The sequence below is a fragment of the Parabacteroides sp. AM58-2XD genome, assembly GCF_003463685.1.
In the GTDB taxonomy this organism is placed as follows: domain Bacteria; phylum Bacteroidota; class Bacteroidia; order Bacteroidales; family Tannerellaceae; genus Parabacteroides; species Parabacteroides segnis.
Map to the genome: position 1 here is coordinate 1 of NZ_QSDP01000102.1, position 23406 is coordinate 23406.

12 protein-coding genes and 2 pseudogenes are annotated in these 23406 nt (G+C 44.8%); 10 read left to right on the forward strand and 4 right to left on the reverse strand.

The genetic code is table 11. The features are described 5' to 3' along the window. Positions 1-451: 451 nt before the first annotated feature. A complete protein-coding gene (locus DXA15_RS19945; RefSeq protein WP_233567473.1) occupies positions 452-1819 on the reverse strand; it encodes a Gfo/Idh/MocA family protein in 1368 nt (455 codons plus the stop codon). A 287-nt stretch (positions 1820-2106) separates the two neighbouring features. On the opposite strand from DXA15_RS19945, the gene DXA15_RS19950 reads away from it, so the two are divergent. The 5 genes from DXA15_RS19950 (at position 2107) to DXA15_RS19970 (ending at position 10903) form a co-directional block, all read left to right on the forward strand. Further along, positions 2107-4161, forward strand: a complete 2055-nt coding sequence (locus tag DXA15_RS19950) for an alpha-L-fucosidase (RefSeq protein ID WP_128135190.1) — start codon at positions 2107-2109, stop codon at positions 4159-4161. A gap of 758 nt (positions 4162-4919) precedes the next feature. Then, positions 4920-8132, forward strand: a complete 3213-nt coding sequence (locus DXA15_RS19955; RefSeq protein WP_128135191.1) for a SusC/RagA family TonB-linked outer membrane protein — start codon at positions 4920-4922, stop codon at positions 8130-8132. Positions 8133-8151: 19 nt separating this feature from the next. After that, on the forward strand, positions 8152-9663 hold the full coding sequence (locus tag DXA15_RS19960; protein WP_128135192.1) for a SusD/RagB family nutrient-binding outer membrane lipoprotein: 1512 nt from the start codon (positions 8152-8154) through the stop codon (positions 9661-9663). A 21-nt stretch (positions 9664-9684) separates the two neighbouring features. Then, on the forward strand, positions 9685-10389 hold the full coding sequence (locus tag DXA15_RS19965) for a BT_2262 family domain-containing protein (protein WP_128135193.1): 705 nt from the start codon (positions 9685-9687) through the stop codon (positions 10387-10389). 13 nt (positions 10390-10402) lie between these two features. Next, positions 10403-10903, forward strand: coding sequence for a lipid-binding protein (locus tag DXA15_RS19970; RefSeq protein WP_128135194.1), 501 nt, complete (start codon positions 10403-10405; stop codon positions 10901-10903). Between the two features lie 163 nt (positions 10904-11066). Here DXA15_RS19970 and DXA15_RS19975 read toward each other — a convergent pair whose 3' ends face one another. Continuing rightward, positions 11067-11909: a LytTR family DNA-binding domain-containing protein gene (locus tag DXA15_RS19975; RefSeq protein WP_128135199.1), complete on the reverse strand. Its 843-nt coding sequence runs from the start codon at positions 11907-11909 to the stop codon at positions 11067-11069. A gap of 180 nt (positions 11910-12089) precedes the next feature. Between DXA15_RS19975 and DXA15_RS19980 the strand changes: the two genes are divergently transcribed. Beyond that, positions 12090-13235 (forward strand): DUF6051 family protein, encoded by a 1146-nt coding sequence (locus DXA15_RS19980; protein WP_128135195.1) that lies wholly within the window; start codon positions 12090-12092, stop codon positions 13233-13235. Between the two features lie 10 nt (positions 13236-13245). On the opposite strand, the gene DXA15_RS19985 is transcribed toward DXA15_RS19980, so the two are convergent. Beyond that, positions 13246-14685 carry an MFS transporter gene (locus DXA15_RS19985; protein WP_128135196.1) on the reverse strand — a complete coding sequence of 480 codons (1440 nt, stop codon included), beginning with the start codon at positions 14683-14685 and terminating at the stop codon, positions 13246-13248. A 217-nt stretch (positions 14686-14902) separates the two neighbouring features. Here DXA15_RS19985 and DXA15_RS19990 point away from each other — a divergent pair. Continuing rightward, a pseudogene (locus DXA15_RS19990) lies at positions 14903-18893 on the forward strand (two-component regulator propeller domain-containing protein). Here the strand turns inward: DXA15_RS19990 and DXA15_RS19995 are convergent. Further along, complete coding sequence (locus DXA15_RS19995) at positions 18859-19953, reverse strand: LacI family DNA-binding transcriptional regulator (RefSeq protein ID WP_128135200.1); 1095 nt, start codon at positions 19951-19953, stop codon at positions 18859-18861. The pseudogene DXA15_RS19990 and the gene DXA15_RS19995 sit on opposite strands and share 35 nt — an antisense overlap. A gap of 158 nt (positions 19954-20111) precedes the next feature. Here DXA15_RS19995 and DXA15_RS20000 point away from each other — a divergent pair, with 158 nt between their 5' ends. The 3 genes and pseudogenes from DXA15_RS20000 to fucP all read left to right on the forward strand — a co-directional run bounded on the left by DXA15_RS20000 (position 20112) and on the right by fucP (position 23276). Then, positions 20112-21044: an aldo/keto reductase gene (locus tag DXA15_RS20000; protein WP_128135197.1), complete on the forward strand. Its 933-nt coding sequence runs from the start codon at positions 20112-20114 to the stop codon at positions 21042-21044. Between the two features lie 33 nt (positions 21045-21077). Then, positions 21078-22001, forward strand: a complete 924-nt coding sequence (locus DXA15_RS20005; RefSeq protein ID WP_128135198.1) for an amidohydrolase — start codon at positions 21078-21080, stop codon at positions 21999-22001. Positions 22002-22023: 22 nt separating this feature from the next. Then, positions 22024-23276, forward strand: a pseudogene (gene fucP, locus DXA15_RS20010) (L-fucose:H+ symporter permease). Positions 23277-23406: the final 130 nt, after the last annotated feature.

Consider the following 23406-nt stretch of genomic DNA (forward strand, 5'->3'; position numbering starts at 1 on the left):
ATGCGGGTGCAAAAGTAGTAGATTACTACATACGCTCCAAACTTTTTACAAACTATTTTTCATTTATTTTTTTACCGGAGACAATGTTATATAATGTACGCACAAAGAAAGAGAAAATTATGCATCTGACTTTCCGCTTATCTTATAATGAATGAAACCTCGCTTTGGAAAAGTTAGTTTCTCGCTTGGAATAATTAATCGTTCGATATTTATCCTCTATTCGTTCGACAGTTGTCGAATGAATAGAGAACATCTGTTTAATGAATAGAGAATGATTGTCGAACGATTAATTATTCCATCAGAAAGAATAGTTATAACATTGGGAGATTTGCAGGGAGACCCGGGAAAAAAGAGGCCTATGATATAAGAAGCGCATCTGTCCAAAACTGACAAACGCCCTGAATATCTTAAAAAAAATATTCAGAGCGTTTTCACTAACATAAATTACTAATTACATTACAGGCGCATCCGGAGCTTTTCCCGGCTTCGGTGCTTCTCCTTCTTTATAGAAAGGTAACGGTCCCATTTTATATTCATCCGGACCATAACGAAGAGTGGAAGCCATAATCTCATCCCAGGAAATAGGTTTTCCGGTGTAAGCGGCCTCACGTCCCAAAATAGCAACCTGGGTAGAATAGGCCAATGCTTCTGCCTGATTTATTTTCTTATCTAAACGGATTGATTCAACAAAATGCACATGTTCCTGATCATATGGATTCTTTACAGGTTTATTCTGATAATCATATTCCCAAAGAGTGTTTCCATTATAATCCACAATTTTAATTTCACCCCGGTCATTCAGAGAGGCCATCCCCTTGGTTCCATATACCTGCTCGGATACATTTCCGTCACAACCGTCAATCTGACGGGCAGTCGCCAACATGCGTTTGTTATTGTTATAATAATAATCCACACTGAAAAAGTCATAGATATCACCCGTCAGGCGCTGTGCACGACCACCGAAACCAACAGCACGGATAGGACGGTCTTCCATAAACCACGTTACCACATCAATATTATGAATAGCCTGATCCAACAGGTGATCTCCACTTAACCATTTAATGTTAAACCAGTTACGAATACAGTATTCCATATCGCTCCATTCCGGACGTTTGCGCTTATTCCACCATGCCCCCTGGTCCCAATGAGCGGAAGAAGATACGACATCACCGATCAATCCGTTTTTTACCTGCACATAAGCCTCCCAATAATCTCTACGATGACGGCGTTGATTACCTGTTACAACAGTCAACCCTTTAGATGTTGCAACTTTGGCTGCTGCAATTACTGTACGTATTCCGGTCGGATCGACAGCACAAGGCTTTTCCATAAAAATATGTTTACCTGCCTCAACCGCCGCTTTGAATTGCTCCGGTCGGAAATGTGTAGGGGTACATAACAGGACCACATCGATATCATTCATTGCCAACACCTTCTGATAAGCATCGAAGCCTAAGAAACAATTGGCATCAGGAACTTCATTTTTAAATTGTTCAGACAATACTTTCCGGCAAGTCGCCATTCTATCCGGGAACAAATCAGCCAAAGCAATAATAGACACATTCGGTCCTGATTTGAGGAATTGTGTAGCCGCCCCGGTTCCACGATCGCCACAACCCACCAAAGCAGCTTTTAAGGGTTTCCCATCAGGAGCCACCTCTACGAAAGAGAACATTCCCAATTCTTCCGGAGAATAACTCTTCGCAGCCGTTCCTGCACTTTGTTGTTGTGTACATGAAGTCATTACAGCCGACGACATACCCAGTGGTATTCCGGCACCCAGCAATGCTGTGTTTGTTAAGAAATCTCTTCTTTTCATGGTATTAATAATAAAAATATAGTTATTAGACGCTCAAATATACAAATTCATCTGGAATAAAACAAACATAAAAGATTTTTTATAGACCACATTATTAGAGACATATACGGATTTTAGATGTATTTTAGACAATAAGAAAAATGATATTGTATAAAATACGGCAAGTATTCTATAGAACCAGCACGGTTCTGTAATACAATAACTAAAAATAGCAAAACAGACAGAATATCCTTATACAAATCATATTTTTTGTACCTTTGAAGCATCAACAATAACATAATCAAACGATGAAAAGCGCAAATTATCTTTTCCTCCTCGGATTAGGACTTACTACTTTAATCTCCTGTAAAGAAGTAAACGCCCCTGATCCTGTTTATCCTGTTCCGACGCCTGAGCAGGTGGAATGGCACAAAATGGAGACATATGCCTTCGTTCATTTCGGTCTAAACACATTCAATGATCTGGAATGGGGATACGGGAACACGCCTGCTTCCACTTTCAATCCTACAGATTTAGACTGCGAACAATGGGTTCGTACGATCCAGGCTGCCGGATTAAAAGGGGTGATTCTCACCGCCAAACATCATGACGGTTTTTGCCTGTGGCAAACAGCAACCACAGAATACAGCGTTAAAAATTCTCCCTGGGAAGACGGAAAAGGTGATATGGTAAAAGAGCTTTCCGACGCCTGCCACAAACACGGATTGAAATTCGGTATTTATCTCTCCCCTTGGGATCGTAACAGTGAGAATTACGGACAACCGGGATATGTAGAAAAGTTCCATGCCCAATTACATGAATTAGTCTGCAATTACGGTCCGTTGTTCGAATACTGGTTTGACGGAGCTAACGGCGGCAACGGTTGGTACGGCGGCGCAAATGAAACGCGTTCTATCGACCCGAATACCTATTATAAATATGAACAGGCTGTCGACACGATTAAAAAGTATAATCCTTCCGTCATGATTTTTGGAGGAACCGAACCGACCATCCGCTGGATCGGCAATGAAGAAGGCTGGGCGGGTGATACTCAATGGAGTATGTTCACTAAAAAAGATGGCATACATTATCGTCAGAGCCAGTGGGGACTGGAAGACGGTGAAGAATGGCTGGGTGGCGAATGCGACGTTTCCATTCGTCCGGGTTGGTTCTATCACGCACGTGAAGACCATCAGGTAAAATCATTATCACATTTAGTCGATCTGTATTACCGGAGTGTCGGACATAATGCAAACTTCCTGCTAAACTTTCCGGTTGCATTAAACGGAAAGATCAGTCCGACGGATTCTATCCGTGCAGTCGAATGGTATCAAACTATACAGAACGATTTAAAAACCAACTTATTAAAGGGAGCATCCGTAAAAGCCAGCAATTCCCGCGGCGGCCAGTTTAAGGCTGACAAAACGAATGACGGCAATTGGGATTCTTACTGGGCTACAGAAGACGGAGTTACAAACGCTACGCTTACTTTCGCCTTCAGCAAACCGACGGATGTAAACCGCCTGATGATACAGGAATATATCCCATTGGGACAGCGCGTCAAAGCGTTCACCATCGAAACAGAAAAAGACGGGCAATGGACACCGGTTGAAGCAGCCGATTCCACGACAACTGTCGGCTACAAACGTATCGTCCGTTTCCAGACTGTCAATGCAGACAAGATACGTATCAACTTCCTGGATGCACGCGGCCCGCTATGTATCAATAATGTAGAGGCTTTCCTGGCACCGGCCTTATTAACCGAACCGGAAATCAGACGTGACCGCAAAGATGTTGTTTCTATCCGGGTAGAAGATAAAAACTCAGAACTCCATTATACGACTGACGGCTCGGAACCAACAAAAGATTCCCCCCGTTATACCGAACCTTTTGCTTTTGCTCAAAAAGGAACAATCAAGGCTATCTCGTACGACCGTACCTTCGACAAGAGCAGTCCGGTTTCCGTAAAAGAGCTGGATATTCCGGTATCCAACTACACTGTCATTTATCCAAAAGACGAGAAAACAATAGCAATGTTCGACGGCAACGGATATACGACATTCTATTTACCGAAAGGAAAACAGGAAATCGAAATACAGTTGGCAAATGATATGCCGATTGCCGGCTTCCGCTATGTACCCAACCAGGGACGTGATGCCGGAGGACATATTTCAAATTACCAGTTGTTTGTCAATAACAAGAAAGTTGCAGAAGGCGAATTCTCGAATATCAAACATAATCCGATAGAACAGGAAATCCGTTTCCCGGCTGTAAAAGGAAACAAGATACGGTTTGTAGCAACCCGCATTGTCGATAATCAGCCCCAGGCAGGGATCGGTGAGTTTTCGGTAATTACAGAATAAAACCGGTATTACAAAATCAATACGATTCAAATAAAAAGGAGTGTTGGACATATACGTTTCGACACTCTTTTCTTATATACACCACAATGACATTTTATTCAGATTTGATCTTCCCCGACGGTTCAACCGGGAAGAATCATCAAAGTTTCATTTTAATGCCCTGTATGCGTTTTCTATATCAAAAGGAAACCTTGCTAATGCTTTTCTATGTTTCGTTGTTCAGAGTTTCCGCTGATAGCTTTTCTTTGACAAATACAATCTTATTTACTTAGTTCTAGGGGAACTCTGTCCATTTGGACTATCTTTATAGTTATAACAGAAACTGTTTTATAAAAATATTTTAGACTCAGGACGATAAACTTATCGGTGCTTGCTGTTGTTTTGTTAGTTATTGAAAAAACGTTGGCAAGTTATACAAAAATATTACAACTGCAACTTTTTTTATCATAAAAAATCCGGCTCCACTAAACATTCAGTAGCAAGAACCACCGAAATCAAACTAATGGAAGCTATTTTTCACTCCTTTTAAACGACAATTAACATCAAATCCTCATGTTATAGCAAATTTCACTTTCCCCCCCTCAAAACACCTGATACTCAACAGGCTAAATTCAATAAAAGAGCATAATGTCGAGATTCAGAACAAGCTCATTAAACCCTCCTTATGACTAATGGACAGAGTTCCCCTAGGACTCAGATATAGCTTATTTAACCTTTATGAAAATTGTAGTTATATTATATAATTTAATGTGTGTGAAATGAAAAAGTTAACTTTTACTTTACTGTGCCTTGTGATCTGCATGTGTACAGTAGTGGCTCAAAATGTGAAGGTGACAGGTACTGTTACCGCCGCAGATGACGGTCTACCGATTATTGGAGCATCAGTTCTTGTTAAAGGGACAACGATTGGTACAGTAACGGATATCGAAGGTCGTTTCTCTTTGGATGTACCACCCGAGGGCAAAATTTTGCAAATCTCGTATGTCGGCATGAACATGCAGGAAGTGGCTGTAAAGCCTGTTATTAAAGTACTCCTGCAATCAGACACCCAGAATTTGGATGAAGTTGTCGTTACGGCAATGGGTATTACCCGCTCTGAAAAGACCCTGGGGTATTCAGCAACGACCGTTAAGGCCGATGAAATTATCAGCTCACGTACGACCAATGTTGCCGATGCCCTCTCCGGTAAGGTTGCCGGATTATCGGTTAGTTCCACCTCTTCTGACCCGGGTTCGGTTAGTAACATTGTAATCCGCGGTTTCAGTTCTATCAACGGAAGTAATCAACCACTTTATGTAGTTGACGGTGTACCTTTACAGAATAATATGGTTTCCGGTGATGGCAAAAACGTATCAACCGGAGGTATTTCAAGTGTGGCTTCTGAAGATATCGCTTCGATGACTGTATTAAAAGGAGCAGCCGCAACCGCCCTTTATGGTAGCCGTGCCGCTAACGGTGTGATCGTGATTACCACGAAATCAGGAAAGAAAGGCGACGGACGGAATTTCTCAATCAGCTACAGCGGTAATGTACAGGCTCGTATGGTCTCTTTTCTGCCGGAAATGCAGAACTCGTTCGGACAGGGATGGAACGGTGCACAGACATATATCGAGAATGGCTCCTGGGGCCCTCGCCTGGATGGATCAATGCAGGTGTATGGCCCGATCTGGAATAATCAGCAATTGATTCATGAATACAGTGCAAAAAAAGATAATATAAAGGATTTCTTTGATCCGGGTTGGTCGCAGAACCATACAGTTTCCTTGAGCGGTGTTTCTGCCGACACCAAGATGGATTATTATCTGTCTTATTCTTTTACGAAAGATGACGGTATCATGCCGAAGGATTATGATACGTACGAACGTAATACGGTAGCTTTCCGTGGCGGCTATGAGGCGACAAACTGGTTGAAAGTGTCTTCTTCCCTTAATTTTGCACGCAGCCAGACAGATGCAGTCGGCAGTTTCCAAGGTACATCCGTGATCGACGGCGTGTTTGAGTTACCTCGCGACATCTCTATCGTAGACATGAAAGATACCAGTTCACCGTTCAATACACCGGAGGCGTACTTTACTCCTTACGGTATCACAAACCCCTACTGGGCATTGGAAAACAATTACAACCATACGGCTTCGAAGCAGATTTACGGTAAAGTACAGGTAGATGTCACCCCGATCAAAGAGTTGAAACTTTCCTATCGTATGGGCTTCGACTATACGGACTATGACCGTAAGGTAGGTACTCCACAAATTAACCTGGACGACGCGCTGATTGACGAAGACTATGGATATGCTCCTTCCAACATGAACCAAAGCGGACATGTATATACCCGATATGGCCGTCATTACGAATTGAATCACGATTTCCTGGCTAATTATTCTAAACGTTTTCTGGATAACAAGCTGGATGTGAACGTAAATGCCGGTGTAAACATGAACGAACGCGGATATACGCGCATGACCGGTCAAACCGACGACTTGTCTTTCTATTCCGGATTTTGGGATCTGAGCAACGGTTCTACAAAAACAACATTGTCGGAAAGTCAGAATAAACGCCGTTTGGTAGGTCTCTTCGGAGATGTAACCGTTGGTTGGGACGATATGATTTATCTGAACTTGACTGCTCGTAACGACTGGTCGTCTACATTGCCTATCGCCAACAACAGTTTCTTCTATCCAGGTGCCACATTGAGTTGGATCTTTACCCGTCTAATCCCGGAAAATGAAGTTCTTACTTTCGGAAAGGCTCGTTTAGCATATGGTAAGACCGGTAACGATGCAGATCCTTATCAGACAGGCCTGACTTATATACAAGGTACGGCAAATGGCTATTATGGCAGCGACATATCCAAGTTCCCGATGAACGGAGTGAATGCCTTTATAGCTTCTAATACTAAAGGTAGCAACACATTGCGTCCGGAAATGACATCTGAATTTGAAGTCGGCATGAACTTACAATTCTTCAACGGACGTTTTGGGATCGATGCAGCCTATTACAACCGCAAAACGAAAGACCAGATCTTCACTCTTCCGACCGATCCGTCAACAGGTTTCAGCTATATGGTAACCAACTTCGGTGAAGTCAGTAACAAAGGTATCGAATTAGTTATCAATACCACTCCGGTACAGATTAAAGATTTTCGTTGGGACTTGAGTTTCAACTTCTCAAAAAACAACAACAAAGTTCTTTCATTACCTGAAAGCCTGGAAGGTGGAAAAGTTTCCATCTATAACTTCTCTGCCGGTAACGATGCGATTTATATGTATGCCGAAGAAGGTAAGCCGATGGGGCAGTTCTATACTTACTTACCTAAGAAAACTGCAGATGGAAAGCCGATCGTAGACGCAAACGGTTATTCTGTTTTAGGTACATCAGTCGAAGATACCGGCAAAAACATGAATCATGACTGGACAGGCGGAATCAATACTGCTTTTACCTATAAAGACTTCACATTGAGCGCAGCTCTGGATATTCGTAGCGGTGGTTATATGTTCTCACGTACGAAAAACCTGATGCAATTTACAGGTAACGGTGTAGTTACAACTTACAATGACCGCCGTCCGTTCATTATCCCCAATTCAGTTGTTGATAATGGCGATGGCAATTATACCGAAAACACCACCCCGATTTATCTGGGCAACGGCAGCTATCAAACCTATTTCAATGATTACGGATATGGAGATGGTGGAGAAGCTTATTTGCTTGATCGTTCATTCGTTAAATTGCGTAACATCAGCCTGACCTGGAATGTCCCGAGACAGTGGGTGCGTAAGATGTCATTGAGTAATTTGGCCATTACGGCATTTTGTAATAATGTATTTACCTGGACCGCATCAGATAACCGCTACGTAGATCCGGAATCAACAACCGTATCACAGTCTTCTTATGGTGACCTGGCAACACAATTCGGTGAACTGTATACCAACCCGTCTTGCCGTATATTCGGATGCAACCTGAGTGTTAAATTCTAAAATGAGGAGAAAATAAAATATGAAAAAAATATTATTGGCATCTGCACTGCTTTTGGGTGTAAGCTTCACTTCTTGCAACAGCTATTTGGATATCAACACTGATCCCAATTCGCCAGCCGAGGAGAACGTTGAGACTTCCATGTTAATGCCTGCCATCGAAATGAACACGGCTTCAAGCTATGGTAATTTTTTGCGCATCGCCGGAGGTTTCCATGCCCAGCAATACGCGCACTTATTCGGAACAAGCAACTATTTGGACTATTCAAAGTTCAATATGTCGGCTACTCGCAGTAGCGGAACCTATACACAATTCAATCAAAAAGCATTACAGAACCTGAAGACATTACTAACCAAGGCCGCAGAACAGGAAGACTGGGGAACCTATTTGGCAGGAACGGTTTTGCGCGCGTTTGTTTACGAGGCTTTGGTTGATTGTTATGGCGAAGTGCCTTATACAGAAGCACTGGATTTAGAAAACTTCCCGACTCCTAAATATGATGAAGGACAGGTGGTTTATGAAGGAGTGATTGCAGAAATCAATGAGGCATTGGAAAAGGTTTCGGCATCGAATATTGTATGCACCAACTTCCTTTTCCCGTTTTCAACGGCCGACAAATGGATCCAGTTCGCCAATGCATTGAAGTTGAAGATGCTGATGCGTATGTCCGGTGTGAAAGACGTACAATCAGAAGTGGCTGCTTTATTAGCAGAAAACAACTTCCCTACCGCCGACGTTTCTTATAAAGGATGTTGGAAGAACGAACCTGGGCAGATGAACCCGTTCTATTCGGAAGAATTTGCTACGACCTGGGGATCTACGCAAACCAATATCGCTGCCAACCTGGCGATCATCGGTACGATGCAAGTAAAGAACAGCGAAGGCGCTGTCGAATATGAAGATCCTCGTTTGGCTGCTTTCTTTCAAAAAAACAAAAGCAGTGAATATATCGGTGGTATTTCAGGAACCAACTATCCGAAGTCTACCAGCAAATTGCAGGATTGGTGTCGTCCGGTGGCCACATTCGATATGCCGGTTTACCTGATCACCGTATCAGAAGTTGAATTCTTCAAAGCTGAATATTATGCACGATACGGATCTGCAGCCGATGCCGCCACTCATTATGCGACCGCCATCGAGGCTTCTTTTGCTTCTGCTAACGTAAGTGGAGCTGCCGACTATGTAGCCCGTTATCCGTTCGATGCTTCCAATTATAAGAAGAGTATCGGTATCGCAAAATGGGTAGCCCTTTCCGGTGTCAACCCGTTCGAAGCCTGGTGTGAGATGCGTCGTTTGGATTACCCCACATTCGGTACAGCCAAAGGTAGCGACTTTTATACCGAAGGCGATCAGGAATCATACAATACATCCAAATATGTTCCCGGTACGCTGTACACGCCGATTCAGGTATTTGGCGAAGTGGGTACAAATAAATTGCTGGAACGTTATCCGTATGCAGAAAGTTCTTCTTCCCGTAATGAGAACACACCGGCATTCCCGGGATATACGTCACCGGTGTTTTGGGGTAAATAATTTAATTTAAAAGAGAGATTTATGAAAAAAGTAATTTATAGTTTATTGCTTTTTTGCGGTCTTTTCGGTTTATGGGGCTGCGAGAAAACAACAGAAGGTCTGACTAAAGTGACCCATTATGTGAACTTCGAACTGAATGGTGATGATCCCATGCTAGTACCGGTGGGCAGTACATTTTCTGATCCCGGTGTAATTGCCATGGAGGGAGAAGAAGACGTGACCGCTTCGGTAACTGTCAATAGTGATGTGAATGCAGATCAGATAGGTCTATATTCCGTGTCTTATTCTGCTGCGAATGCGGATGGATTCTCCAGTTCGGCAAAACGCTCGGTGATTGTCTATGATCCGGAGGTCACAACAGATGCTGCCGGTGATTATACGGTGGATTCAAGCGTCAGTTATCGAAAGGTGAATGGTGAACAAGTTCTATTCAAAGGAGATTTCAGTGTATCTGTCACTTTGGTAGCACCTGGCATATTTGCCGTATCCGATTTTCTGGGAGGTTGGTATGACCAAGGAGCCGCTTACGGTGCAGCTTATGCCATGAAAGGCTATTTCAAACTGAATGCAGACAATACGATCGAACCGCTCAGCAGTTTACTTGCTGGTTGGGGTGACTCTATAGACAGCATGAAAGATGGGAAATATGACCCGGAAACAGGACAGGTTTCCTGGTATATCGACTATGCAGGACAAATGACATTCTATGTAATAATGAACAAATAAACGGATAGAAATTATGAATAAACATATTATTTGGCTATTTACCCTGCTGGTATTCATATTGGCAGGTTGCGAAAAAGATGAAATAGGCAACACAGCAACCGAAGCACTTGCCGGTGAATGGAAAGTGACAGTAGATGCGGTAGATGAAGGAGGTAATGTCATTGCCGAAGATTGCTATGGATTAGGGCATATCCTTATGAATACCTATAACACGGCAGCAAACACACCTACCGAAATGTATGTAGACGATATAGGCAACTTTTGGAAATATAAAATACGGGTTAAATCGGATGTCAATGCGTTGACATTTGCGACCAATGGTGCTGCTCCCAATGAAGCCGACGAATGTGATGTGACGATTGACGGCGGTAAAATCTTATTGGGAGCTGCTACGACACCTCATGGAACACCGGCGGACAGTATTGTCTATTATATCTCATTCAGCGACGATGAACCTGGCATGAGGTATAAAGTTTCCGGATATCGCTATACAGGACTTGCTGTTGATGATTAATAGATAAGAACTATTTATAAAACATATAAGTTAACCAAAAAATCTTACTAGACACACTTGACCGGAGTTAGTAGTGATACCAGCTCCGGTTTTTATTATACATAATACCAAATTAGTCCAATGCAATCACTTATACTTCGAGACCAGACTTTATCCCTATAATTTACGACGAATATGTCATAAACCAATGTGTCACTTTTTCACTATATGTTTTTGATATTGGAATATCCGGGACTTTCTCGACTCCCAGTTCCAGATAAATGCCGTCTTTTTCACGGCGTATCACCTTTACCTGGTCGAAATTAACCATATATGAACGATGGCAACGCAGCACATTCGTTTCGGCCAGACTCTCTTCTATGGATTTCAAAGAGTTACGCAGCATGAACTTTGTCAGTACTCCTTTATTGAGATACCAGATACACACATAATTATCCGCCGATTCTATATACAAAAGATTCGTCCGTTTCACCGACAGCCGCAATTCATGCTTTTCGTCATAAAAAGAGAAAACCGTAAGTTTGTTTGCCGCCTCTGCCCGATCCTCTTCCAGTAACCTCAACTGCCGTTCTTTCTCCTGATAGGAAAAATAGAAATGTAAGACCGAATAGGGCAACAACAGAACCAGGCTTGTGTTGATAGCCGACTCTTTGAAAACGCTTAAATACTCCCGCTCCGGATTCAGTACCAAAGTGTAGATCGTATAAAACAAAGACATGAAAAATATCTCCAGAATAATCCACACCGAATATGCACCTACGGAAATGGCATGTTTCCTGCCCCAATAATACATCACAATCCGGCTGATCACCACCACCAGCACACCGGTAAGAATAATCAGACTGGAAAAAACAAAAAACTTAAACTCTGAAACCCGATACCAGTTCGACGAACTGAACGGCTTATATATATTGATAAATACCAAAGCGAAAAACGCTGTCAGCAGGATCAGGCGAACGATGTTCGACTTTTCATAAATATAACCGGGTATTTTATGACCGAGCATTCCCATATCTTTTGCCTCCTATTTGGAGAACAAATGTACTAGTAAATCCCGAAACATTCACCCCGCATATAAAAATTTCACCCCGCCATTCCGGTTTATGTCCCAGCCGGAGTTCGTCGGAACCATTTATTTGCAAGGATTGTTTTAATAATGTTTGTTTGCATCAAAAAATCGATTGTTATGGATATCTCACTTCGCACACAACAACTAAACAGCCTTTTCTCGTACGATAAAAAGGCACATCTGGAAGAGAGCCGTCTGGAAATAATTCCCTTTCGCTTTACACAAACGATAGGTGCCAGCGAAATTAACGAATTCCAGAAGGGACTCGCTGCAACTGAATTTTGCTCTGTCACGGACGACCATATTCAGGAAAACAAAACATTCAATTATACGATCTTCGCCCCTTCGGGTAAAGAGAAACGCGACAAAGCCATCATCCTGTTGCACGGACTGAACGAACGTACCTGGGAAAAATACCTGACCTGGGCCGAATATCTGGCCGGTTCAACCGGAAAGCCGGTCATCCTTTTCCCCATCGCATTCCATATGAACCGTACACCGGGTAGCTGGTGCAATCCACGGAAGGTTTTACCCTGGGTGAACAGGAGGAAACAGGAAATAGACAACCTGGAAAACTCGACCTTTGCCAATGTCACATTAAGCAGCCGCCTGTCAGGAAATCCGTTGCGTTTCTATGCGTCCGGCCGCGAATCGGTCTATAACTTATGGCAATTGGTGCATGAGATAAAAAGTGGAAAACATCCTTTATTCAAAGATGATACTTCCATCAACCTGTTTGCTTATTCGATCGGAGCCTTGTTGTCACAGGTCTTGTTATTGAGTAATCCGGAAAAGATGTTCAGCGACACCCGCCTGTTCATGTTCTGCGGCGGTTCCATTTTCAGCCAGATGAACGGAAACGCACGGGATATTATGGATCAGGAAGCATTCAACAGCCTGCAACGATTTTACCGCCACGATTTTCTGGAAGAACGTTCGCTGCCTACTTCCTTTAAGAATGATTTTCTGGAACAGGCGTTCAAAGCCATGATTCGCCCTGATATCTTACAGGAATACCGTGAGTCCTTTTTCCAAAAAGCCTGCAACCGCATCAAAGCTATCTCACTGAAGAAAGACATTGTCATGCCGACCAACGGAGTGATCAAAGCACTGGGCAAGGCCTCTGACAAGATACTGGAAGAAATGGATTTTCCCTTCCAATATTCCCATCAGATACCGTTCCCGTTCCGGTCAAAAACCGACCAAACACTTGTAAACCAGGCTTTCAATAATATATTCAGCCAGGCAGCCGCATTCTTATGATAAGATCCAATCAATTTAATGTGATCACCTTGTATTTAGGCACCAGTATCTTCATCACAATCCAGCCGATTAGGTAAGCGACAGCGCAAAAGATAAAGACAATTGCATATCCAGCCGGTTTACCTTCGAAGCCCATAAACTGCATGTTGGTATCGCCACTATATGTAAATAACATACCGGCTCCCTTCTGAATAAAGAACGAACCAATACCGCCTGCCATACCGCCAATACCGGTAATCGTAGCGATTGCACTTTTGGGGAACATATCGCCTACTGTAGAGAATATATTTGCACTCCAAGCCTGATGAGCAGAGGCACCGACGGAGATCAGCAGGATAGGCACCCAATAGCTGATATAACCCAATGGCTGCGCGAATAAAACGACCAATGGAAAGAATGCAATGATCAACATCGCTCGCATACGCCCTGCATACGGATTCATCCCTCGGTTGATGAAGTAAGTCGGAAATTTACCGCCAAACACGGAGCCGATCACCGTAATAGAATAAAGTATAGCAATTGGCCATGCGATCTGGGTTCCTTCCATATTATATTGTATCTTCAGATAAGCCGGAGTCCAGAAAAGAAAGAACCACCATACGCCATCCGTCATAAACTTACCAAAAGCAAACGCCCAAGTCTGTTTAAAGCCCAGACATTCAATGAAAGAAAGCTTCGATTCATTTTCAGGCTCAATTTCATCCGGAGTCAATTCAGCATCATCCTGCTGAATATAAGCACGTTCCGCATCATTTACCTTTGGGTTCTCCGCGATTGGTTTATAGATAAACAACCATATTCCCATCCAGATAAAGCCGATCAGGCCGACAATAATAAAAGCCATTTCCCACCCCCATAGTTCAGCCATCAGAGGAACAGTCAATGGAGCCACAATAGCCCCGACATTAGCACCAGAGTTAAAAATACCCGTTGCAAAAGCGCGGTCTTTTTTCGGGAAATACTCTGCTGTCGCTTTAATAGCAGCTGGGAAGTTTCCTGCCTCACCAAGAGCCAGCACACAACGTGCTATAATAAAGAACGTGACACTTACCATACTGATCGTAGCCGCAAGGTCTGTTCCTGCAGCTACAGCCCGTAACGCATCTGCATCTGGTAATCCGACCCATTTTTCTGTTAATACACCACACAATGCATGAAGTGCCGCCCCTGCAGACCAGACAGCAATTGACCAGGCATATCCTTTCCTGGTTCCCATCCAGTCGATAAACCGTCCGGCAAATAACATGGAAATTGCATAAAACAAGGAGAAAATGGCAGTGATTGTTCCATAATCGTTGTCTGTCCAATGAAATTCTTCTTCCAGCATCGGCTGTAGAAGTGAAAGTACCTGACGGTCTAGATAGTTTACCGTTGTTGCGAAAAACAACATCGCACAGATTACCCACCTGTACCGTGTCATTTGTTGATTGACATTCCCTAATGCGCTCATTTCTTAATAGTTTTTCATGATTTGCGGCAAATATATATCAATTTTTTTAAATACAAAGCATAACGTGTGTGCGAATACACGATTATTTACATTAATTCGGAAAGTTACAGTAAAAACGGAGGTTATTTAGAAATGATTCCGTATAGAATTTGGTTCTACGTTTTTTTTCATCATCTTTGTATGAAGAAAACACACAACATATTTACAGGCTGTCTTTATGAGAAAATCTATACTATATCTTCTCCTGATGATTATCTGTCTGTCCGAGCTATATGCAGCAAACAGAAAGTCGTTCAATTACTATTTTTCGCATATTTCGAGTGCAGACGGTTTGTCGGAAAGCCAGGTAAAAGTAATACTACAGGATAGCTACGGTTTCATGTGGTTCGGCACTAAAAACGGATTGAACCGGTATGACGGTACTTCTATCCAAACGATCAATTGCGATGATTATATTGCAGGTACAGGCAATCACAATATCTCCGCCCTTTTTGAAGACGAGAACAGAAAACTATGGGTAGGTACAGACCGGGGAGTATATATCTATGACCCTGTATACGACCTGTTCACGTTTATAGACCAGAAAACCGAAAACGGGGAGCAGATGGGTAACTGGGTTGCCAAAATCACCTCCGACCATTCCGGTAATATCTGGATACTGATCCCCGACCAGGGCGTCTTCCGTTATAAAGACGAGAAATTATATTATTATGCTATCACCAACAAAGATAATATCAAACGGGAAAGCCCCGGAGCTATCTGCGTGAGGGAAAACGGGGAAGTCTGGATCGGGACAGCCGGTGTCGGACTCTTCCTTTACAATCCGCAAACAGACTCCTTTCTTCAGCATCATACCGACAAGGATAGCAACACCCTGATGGGGGCCCACATCTTCTCTATGTGCGATTACGGCGATTGGATCGCACTGGCCATCCATGACGGAGAACTGAAAAAGTACAATCCCAAGACAAATACCCTGCAAACAGTCAACGCCCCGGGAGTGCATCACACCATCTTACGCGACGTGGTCTGTTACGATCAGAATAACCTTTGGGTCTGTACGCATGCCGGACTGTTCATCGTTGACGAACAATCCCAAAAAGTAACCCATCTCCAGGAAGACCTGATGCATTCGTACAGTCTTTCCGACAATATTATTTTCTGTATCTATAAAGACAGGGAAGGAGGTATCTGGCTCGGTACCAAATTCGGCGGAGTCAACCATTTACCGAATTACAAACTATTGTTTGAAAGGTTCGTCCCTTCCAGTTCGGAAAATTCGCTGAATACCCGCCGCATCCGCGAACTGGCGGAAGATCCCGAAGGCAATATCTGGGTGGGGACGGAAGATAACGGAATCAACATTCTGAATCCATCAACCGGAGAAGTGGTACAGATCAAATATCCTGAATCCGACAGGAAAAGCCATCTCATGACCCAGTCCATGAGTATGTACGACGGCAAAATATATTGCGGTCTGTTTAAATACGGGCTTGATATCATAGATATATCCAACCATTCGATCAAACACCTCAATCACCAGCAATTAAATCTTGACGAAGAAAGCGTATATTCCCAGTTGATCGATAGCCGGGGCCGTCTTTGGGTAGGAAATGCCTGGGGGTTATCCAGGGCAGAAGCCGGCTCGTTCGATTTTACCCGGATACCAGAGATCGGGCTCGATTGGATCGTATGTATGCTGGAAGATAAAAAAGGACAGATATGGCTTGCCTCAATGGGGAGCGGTGTATGGAAATACAATCCGGAAGATGATTCTTATAAAAAATATGTCAATGACACTCAGGACCTGGCCAGCCTGAGTTCAAACTCCGTCAGTTCCATCATGGAAGACAGCAGAGGACAGATATGGTTCTCTACCGACCGGGGTGGCATCTGCCGGTACAACGAGGCGGATGACAACTTCACCACGTTCTCCAAAGAACAGGGCCTGCCTGACGACGTAGCTTATAAAATACTGGAAGATAAAAATCATTATTTCTGGTTCGGGACCAACCAGGGGCTCGTCAAGTTCAAACCGGAAACCGGGGATATCCGTGTATTCACTACCCGCGACGGTTTAGTCGGCAACCAGTTCAATTATAATTCGGGGCTCAAAGCAAGCAACGGCAAATTCTATTTCGGAACGATCGACGGACTGATCGCTTTCAATCCGGATGACGACCAGCGGACCGATTCCATTCCTCCGGTCTATATCACGAAGTTCAGCATATATAATAAGGAAGTAACCGTACATACCCCCAACTCTCCGTTGAGCAAGAGCATCCTGCATACCGACCGGATTACCTTGCCGTACGACCAGTCGAATATCAGTTTCGATATAGCACTGCCCTCTTATTCATCTGCCCGTAGCAAGGAATGTTACTATAAAATGGACCCGCTGGACAAAGATTGGGTAAAAACCAGTAATAACCAGAATATTTCGTATGCCAAACTGCCCCCGGGTAACTATACGTTCCTGGTAAAAGCCGAGATTGAAGACGATAACCAGCCGGTTACTTCACTCCGTATCGTCATCCTTCCTCCCTGGTGGCTATCCTCCTGGCTTATGCCGTTTATGCGATCCTGGTACTCTGCCTGATATACGGATGGTTCCGCTGGTACAAACGCCGTAAGGAACGGCAGATGGAAGAGAAACAGAAACTCTTCGAGATAGAAAAAGAAAAGGAACTCTATGAGGCTAAGGTAGAATTCTTTACGGAGATAGCCCATGAAGTGCGCACGCCGCTGACACTGATCAACGGTCCGCTGGAAACAATCCTCGACATGAATATCCAGGACAGCAAAATCACGCGTAACCTGACCGTAATCGCCCAGAACACCAAGCGCCTGCTCGAACTGACCGGCCAGCTACTCGACTTCCGGAAAATCGGAGCCAACAAATTCAAGATGGATTTTGCCTGGACCAATGTTACGACACTGCTGAAAGATACCATCCTGCGCTTCGAACCGACCATCGTCCAACAGGATAAGAAATTATCGGTCGATATTCCCGAAGAAGAAATCACAGCTGCTATCGACCGCGAAGCCGTTACCAAGATATTGAGCAACCTATTGAACAATGCACTCAAATATTCGGCCCATACCATTCGTATCGAACTGAGGTGTGAAGAGACCACCTTCAGTATCCGCGTCACCAGCGACGGAAGCCGGATACCTGCCGAACTCAGCCAACAGATATTCGAACCTTTTTATCAGATCAATAAGAAAGAAGGGGCAACGACAGGCGCCGGTATCGGCTTACCACTGGCACGTTCGCTGGCCATGCTTCATTCCGGCAAACTCTGGCTGGATACCGAAGATAGCAACAATTCGTTTGTCCTGTCCCTGCCTCTTGCCCAGGAGAAAGTGCGGCAACAGGAAAACTCCGTTATCCAGGAAGAATTCATATTTCCCGAAGAAGGGACAACCGTCAATGCGGAAGGTCGCAACTATACACTCCTGTTGGTGGAAGATAACGATACCATGCGTTCGTTCCTGGCAGAGAAACTGCAAGAGATGTTTGTTACGGAGACGGCCCCCGACGGAAAAGCGGCTTTGGAAATCCTGCGCAATCATCATATCGATATTGTCGTCAGCGACATCATGATGCCTGTGATGAACGGCCTCGAACTGTGTAAAGAGATGAAAGCCGATATCGAACTGAGCCATATCCCCGTCATCTTCCTGACCGCCAAGAACGACCTCGACAGCAAAATCAACGGTCTGCGCCTGGGTGCGGAGGCATACGTGGAGAAACCTTTCTCTTTCAATTACCTGACAACACAGATATTCTCCCTGCTGAACAACCGCCAGAAAGAACGCGAGGCTTTCTCCAAACGTCCGTTCTTCCCGGTCAATAACATGCAGATGAACAAGGCTGACAAGGAATTTATGGACAAGATTATAGCCATCATCCATGAAAACATCACGGACGAAAACTTCGGAGTGGAGAAACTCGCAGAGATACTCTTCCTGAGCCGTTCCAGCCTGTTACGCAAGATAAAAGTCCTCTCCGGCCTGTCGCCGAACGACTTCATCCGCCTCATCCGTCTGAAGAAAGCGGCAGAACTGATTCTGGACGGCAAACACCGGATTGGCGAAATATGTTATCTGGTAGGAATCAACTCCCTTCCTATTTCAGCAAGATATTCCTGAAACAGTTCGGGGTAACGCCTAAGGATTTCGAGAAACAGAACCAGGCTTCTTAACCGAAGTCTCCCGTATCGATAAATGGGTGGGAACGACAATCTGCCGTGGTTTCTCACGTTTCTTGATTTGCTTGAGAAGCAGGTTGCAACATTCCTCTCCCATCTTATAGGTCTGATGGGTAACGGCGGTCAATGCCGGTTCCACGTAGTTGGAATGAAGTTCGTCGGTATAACCGATCAGGGCGATATCGGTCGGTATGCGGAGATGATGTTTCTTGATTTCTTTCATGGCGGCAAAAGCCAATGTGTCATTCATTGCCAGGATTGCATCAGGCGGTTCCGGCAATGAAAGCAATTGCCGGCATCCTTCACGTCCTTCCTCATAAGTCATTTTCTTACATACGACCAGTTCTTCTTCAACAGGCAAGCCATGTTCTTTCAAAGCTTCTATATACCCGTCCCGACGTTGCCGCACAATAGCCAAATGGTCGGAACCGCCCAGAAAGGCCACCCGCTTCGAACCGGATTCCAATAAATGGCTGGTAGCCACCCTTGCCGATTCCTGATTGTCGGCCACCACCGAAGGAATCGCATTCGTAAGGCAGACACGGTCGAAAAAGACCAGCGGGATATCCATATCTTCCAATGAAAGAAAATGGGCATAATCGGTCGTTTCCTGCGAAAGGCAGGCCAGCATACCCTCCACCCGCATATTCACCAGGTCTTCCACACAATGTTGCTCCTGCTCATATTGCTCATACGAAGAAGTGATAATGACCGAATACCCGTTCTTGCGCGCCACATCATTGATACCACTGATTATGGACGAATAGAAATGCGTAACAATATCCGGCACGATAATACCGATAATACGGGGCGTATTCTTCAGCAAACTAAGGGCAAACGGGTTCGGACGGTAATTCCATTCCTCGGCGAGCGCCTTCACACGTTCCCTCATCTCGGGACCAATCTCGTAACTGTCGTTCAACGCACGGGATACGGTAGAAACGGAAACACCCAGCTCCTTCGCCAGGTCTTTCAATGATATGTGTCTTTTCTTAGGCATCACAAATCCGATTAGGTCCGACAAATATATATTTTTTCCGGCAGATACAAGCATTACCTCCGAGATAGATACATGTATACCGACATCGAGCCGTTTATATCCGACAGGGCCTGCCACGCAAACCTTTGCGTAGATTTTTATGCACAAAGCGGTTATAATCAATACATAAAAGCTATACTTTTGGACTATTGCAAACTCAATCTATTTAAACCATGAAGTACTCATATTGCGGAAAAACCGGGATGAAAGTTCCCGTACTAAGTTTTGGAGCTTCCTCCCTGGGAAGCGTATTTCACGAAACCCGTGAAGCGGAAAGTATCAAAGCTGTATTCACTGCCATTGAAAACGGGATGAACTTTATCGACGTTTCCCCTTATTATGGGTATTACAAGGCAGAGACAGTATTAGGAAAAGCGCTGAAAGATATTCCGCGCGACCATTTCCTGCTGTCGACTAAAGTAGGCCGTTACGGTAAAGACGGCATGAACACCTGGGATTATTCTGCCCGGCGGGCCACCGAAAGCGTTTACGAAAGTATGGAACGCCTGCACTTAGACTACATAGACCTGATTAACGTTCACGACATCGAATTTGCCGACCTCAACCAGGTGGTGAACGAGACATTGCCGGCATTGGTCGAATTACGGAACAAAGGGATTGTAAAACATGTCGGTATCACCGACCTGCAACTGGAAAACCTGCAATGGGTAATCGACCGTGTGCCCGAAGGTACGGTTGAAACCGTCCTCAACTTCTGCCACTACTGCCTGAACGACGATAAGCTGGCTGATTATTTCGACTATTTCGAATCGAAACAGATTGGCATCATCAACGCCTCTCCCCTTTCGATGGGATTGCTGTCACAACGGGGCGTTCCCGACTGGCATCCGGCACCGGCGGCATTGGTAGAAGCCTGCCGGAAAGCAGTACAACATTGCGCTTCGAAAGGTTATCCGATAGAAAAGCTGGCCATGCAATATTCCGTAAGCAGCCCGCGGATAGCGACCACCCTATTCAGTTCCGCCAATCCGGAAAATGTCAGGAAGAATATCCAATACATAGAAGAACCCATCGACTGGGAGCTGGTGCGCGAAGTACAGGAAATCATCGGCGACCAGAAACGGGTCAGCTGGTCCAATTCTTAAACCGGAAAAGAAATAACCTTTAAAGAAAATACCATGAACAGAAAAATTATAGATGCCCACTCACATCTCTGGCTCCGGCAGGACACGGTAGTCGACGGGATGCCGATACGGACACTGACCAACGGACGTTCGCTCTTCATGGGCGAAATCCGGCAGATGGTTCCTCCGTTTATCACCGACGGCAGGAACACGGCTGAGATATTCCTGTCAAACATGGATTATGCACAGGTCTCGGCTGCCGTCATCACGCAGGAGTATATCGACGGCCTGCAAAATGATTATCTGCTGGAAGTTGTTAAGCAGTACCCGGACCGCTTCTTCGTATGCGGCCTCTGTGAATTTCGCCGTCCCGGCTATTTGGCACAGGCACGCGAATTGGCTGCACGCGGATTCAGGGCAATCAAGATTCCCGCCCAACGCTTGTTGCTCGAAGAAGGGCGCGTCTGGCTGAACTGCAACGAGATGATGGAAATGTTCCATTTTATGGAAAGCAATGATTTGCTCCTCTCCATCGATTTGGCCGATGGCGACGTCCAGACCGGTGAATTAGAAGAGGTGATACAGGAATGCCCCGGATTACGAATTGCAATCGGACATTTCGGTATGGTTACCCGGCCGAACTGGTTGGCGCAGATTCGCCTGGCCCGTTACCCGAATGTACGTATTGAATCCGGAGGTATTACCTGGTTATTCAACGATGAGTTTTATCCTTTCCACGGGGCCGTCAAAGCGATACGCGAGGCAGCGGACCTGGTCAGCATGGATAAACTGATGTGGGGTTCGGATTATCCCCGCACGATTACGGCTATTACCTATAAAATGTCGTACGACTTTATCCTGAAAACCGAAGAACTGACGGAACGGGAGAAAGACCTTTTCCTGGGAGAAAATGCCGCCGCCTTCTACGGCTTCGAACGGCTAATCGAGTTACCTTATATTAAAAACATGTCCGAGTAAACACACCCTAACACGATATAGTATGAAACAAAAGAATTACGCCTTGCCACTGGCACTGATATTCAGCCTCTTCTTCCTGTGGGCAATCAGCAGCAACCTGCTGCCTACCATGATCAGGCAATTGATGAAAACCTGCGAACTGAATACGTTCGAAGCCTCTTTCACCGAAACGGCCTACTGGCTGGCTTACTTTATCTTCCCGATACCGATTGCCATGTTCATGAAGCGGTACAGCTACAAGGCCGGTATCATCTTCGGACTATTGCTGGCCGCTTTCGGAGGATTACTGTTCTTCCCGGCAGCCATGTTGAAAGAATATTGGGCATACCTGACAATCTTCTTTATCATTGCAACCGGCATGTGTTTCCTTGAAACAGCTGCCAACCCTTATGTCACAGCTCTGGGGAATCCGGAGACGGCACCACGCAGGCTAAACCTGGCCCAGTCGTTCAACGGCTTGGGGGCATTTATCGCCGCCATGTTTCTCAGTAAGTTGGTATTGAGTGGAGAACACTATACCCGGACCACCCTGCCCATCGATTATCCCGGCGGCTGGGAAGCTATATACAGTTTGAAACGGATTCGATGAAGCAACCGTATCTTATCTTAGCAATTCTGTTAATCATCATCGCGGTTGTATTCATCGTCTCCAAACTGCCCCGGATACAGGATGAGGAACACAGCGGAAAGGACAAGGACGGAAAGCTGATAGATTTCAGCGTATTGAAACGTTCACATCTGCGCTGGGGAGTGATTGCCCAATTCTTTTACAACGGGGGACAAACGGCCATCAACAGCCTGTTTCTGGTGTACTGTTGCAGTTATGCCGGCCTATCGGAATCCGTGGCAACGACTTTCTTCGGCCTGTATATGCTGGCCTTCCTTTTGGGGCGTTGGATAGGGACGTTGCTGATGGTTAAATTCCGTCCGCAGGATATGCTGCTGGTCTATGCCCTGCTGAATGTCGTACTCTGCGGTGTGATTGCATTATGCGGCGGCACGGTCGGATTGTATGCCATGCTGGCTGTCTCATTCTTCATGTCGATCATGTACCCGACACAGTTCTCGCTGGCGCTGAAAGACCTGGGAGACAACACCAAGAGCGGAGCGGCTTTCCTTGTCATGGCGATTGTCGGAAACGCCTGCCTGCCCCAGTTGACAGCCTACGTGATGCATCATTTCGAAGCTATCTATTATACCGCTTATCTCATTCCGCTGGTTTGCTTCCTCTTCTGTGCTTACTACGGCTGGAAAGGCTATAAAGTAGTCGATTAATTTATAATATATATAATGTATCATTACTGTCCCGTAAAAGTGGATAAATAGTTCTTTGAAATAATTGAAATATAGTCTATTAGATACTACTTTTTAGGCGCGACGATTTGAAATCATACCTTTGAGGTCA

What these genes read in the sequence shown, in the direction of transcription:
- DXA15_RS19945 (WP_233567473.1), bottom strand. Translation starts at nt 1,819, where the DNA reads ATGAAAAGAAGAGATTTCTTAACAAACACAGCATTGCTGGGTGCCGGA.
- DXA15_RS19950 (WP_128135190.1), top strand. Translation starts at nt 2,107, where the DNA reads ATGAAAAGCGCAAATTATCTTTTCCTCCTCGGATTAGGACTTACTACT.
- DXA15_RS19955 (WP_128135191.1), top strand. Translation starts at nt 4,920, where the DNA reads ATGAAAAAGTTAACTTTTACTTTACTGTGCCTTGTGATCTGCATGTGT.
- DXA15_RS19960 (WP_128135192.1), top strand. Translation starts at nt 8,152, where the DNA reads ATGAAAAAAATATTATTGGCATCTGCACTGCTTTTGGGTGTAAGCTTC.
- DXA15_RS19965 (WP_128135193.1), top strand. Translation starts at nt 9,685, where the DNA reads ATGAAAAAAGTAATTTATAGTTTATTGCTTTTTTGCGGTCTTTTCGGT.
- DXA15_RS19970 (WP_128135194.1), top strand. Translation starts at nt 10,403, where the DNA reads ATGAATAAACATATTATTTGGCTATTTACCCTGCTGGTATTCATATTG.
- DXA15_RS19975 (WP_128135199.1), bottom strand. Translation starts at nt 11,909, where the DNA reads ATGCTCGGTCATAAAATACCCGGTTATATTTATGAAAAGTCGAACATC.
- DXA15_RS19980 (WP_128135195.1), top strand. Translation starts at nt 12,090, where the DNA reads ATGGATATCTCACTTCGCACACAACAACTAAACAGCCTTTTCTCGTAC.
- DXA15_RS19985 (WP_128135196.1), bottom strand. Translation starts at nt 14,685, where the DNA reads ATGAGCGCATTAGGGAATGTCAATCAACAAATGACACGGTACAGGTGG.
- DXA15_RS19995 (WP_128135200.1), bottom strand. Translation starts at nt 19,953, where the DNA reads ATGCTTGTATCTGCCGGAAAAAATATATATTTGTCGGACCTAATCGGA.
- DXA15_RS20000 (WP_128135197.1), top strand. Translation starts at nt 20,112, where the DNA reads ATGAAGTACTCATATTGCGGAAAAACCGGGATGAAAGTTCCCGTACTA.
- DXA15_RS20005 (WP_128135198.1), top strand. Translation starts at nt 21,078, where the DNA reads ATGAACAGAAAAATTATAGATGCCCACTCACATCTCTGGCTCCGGCAG.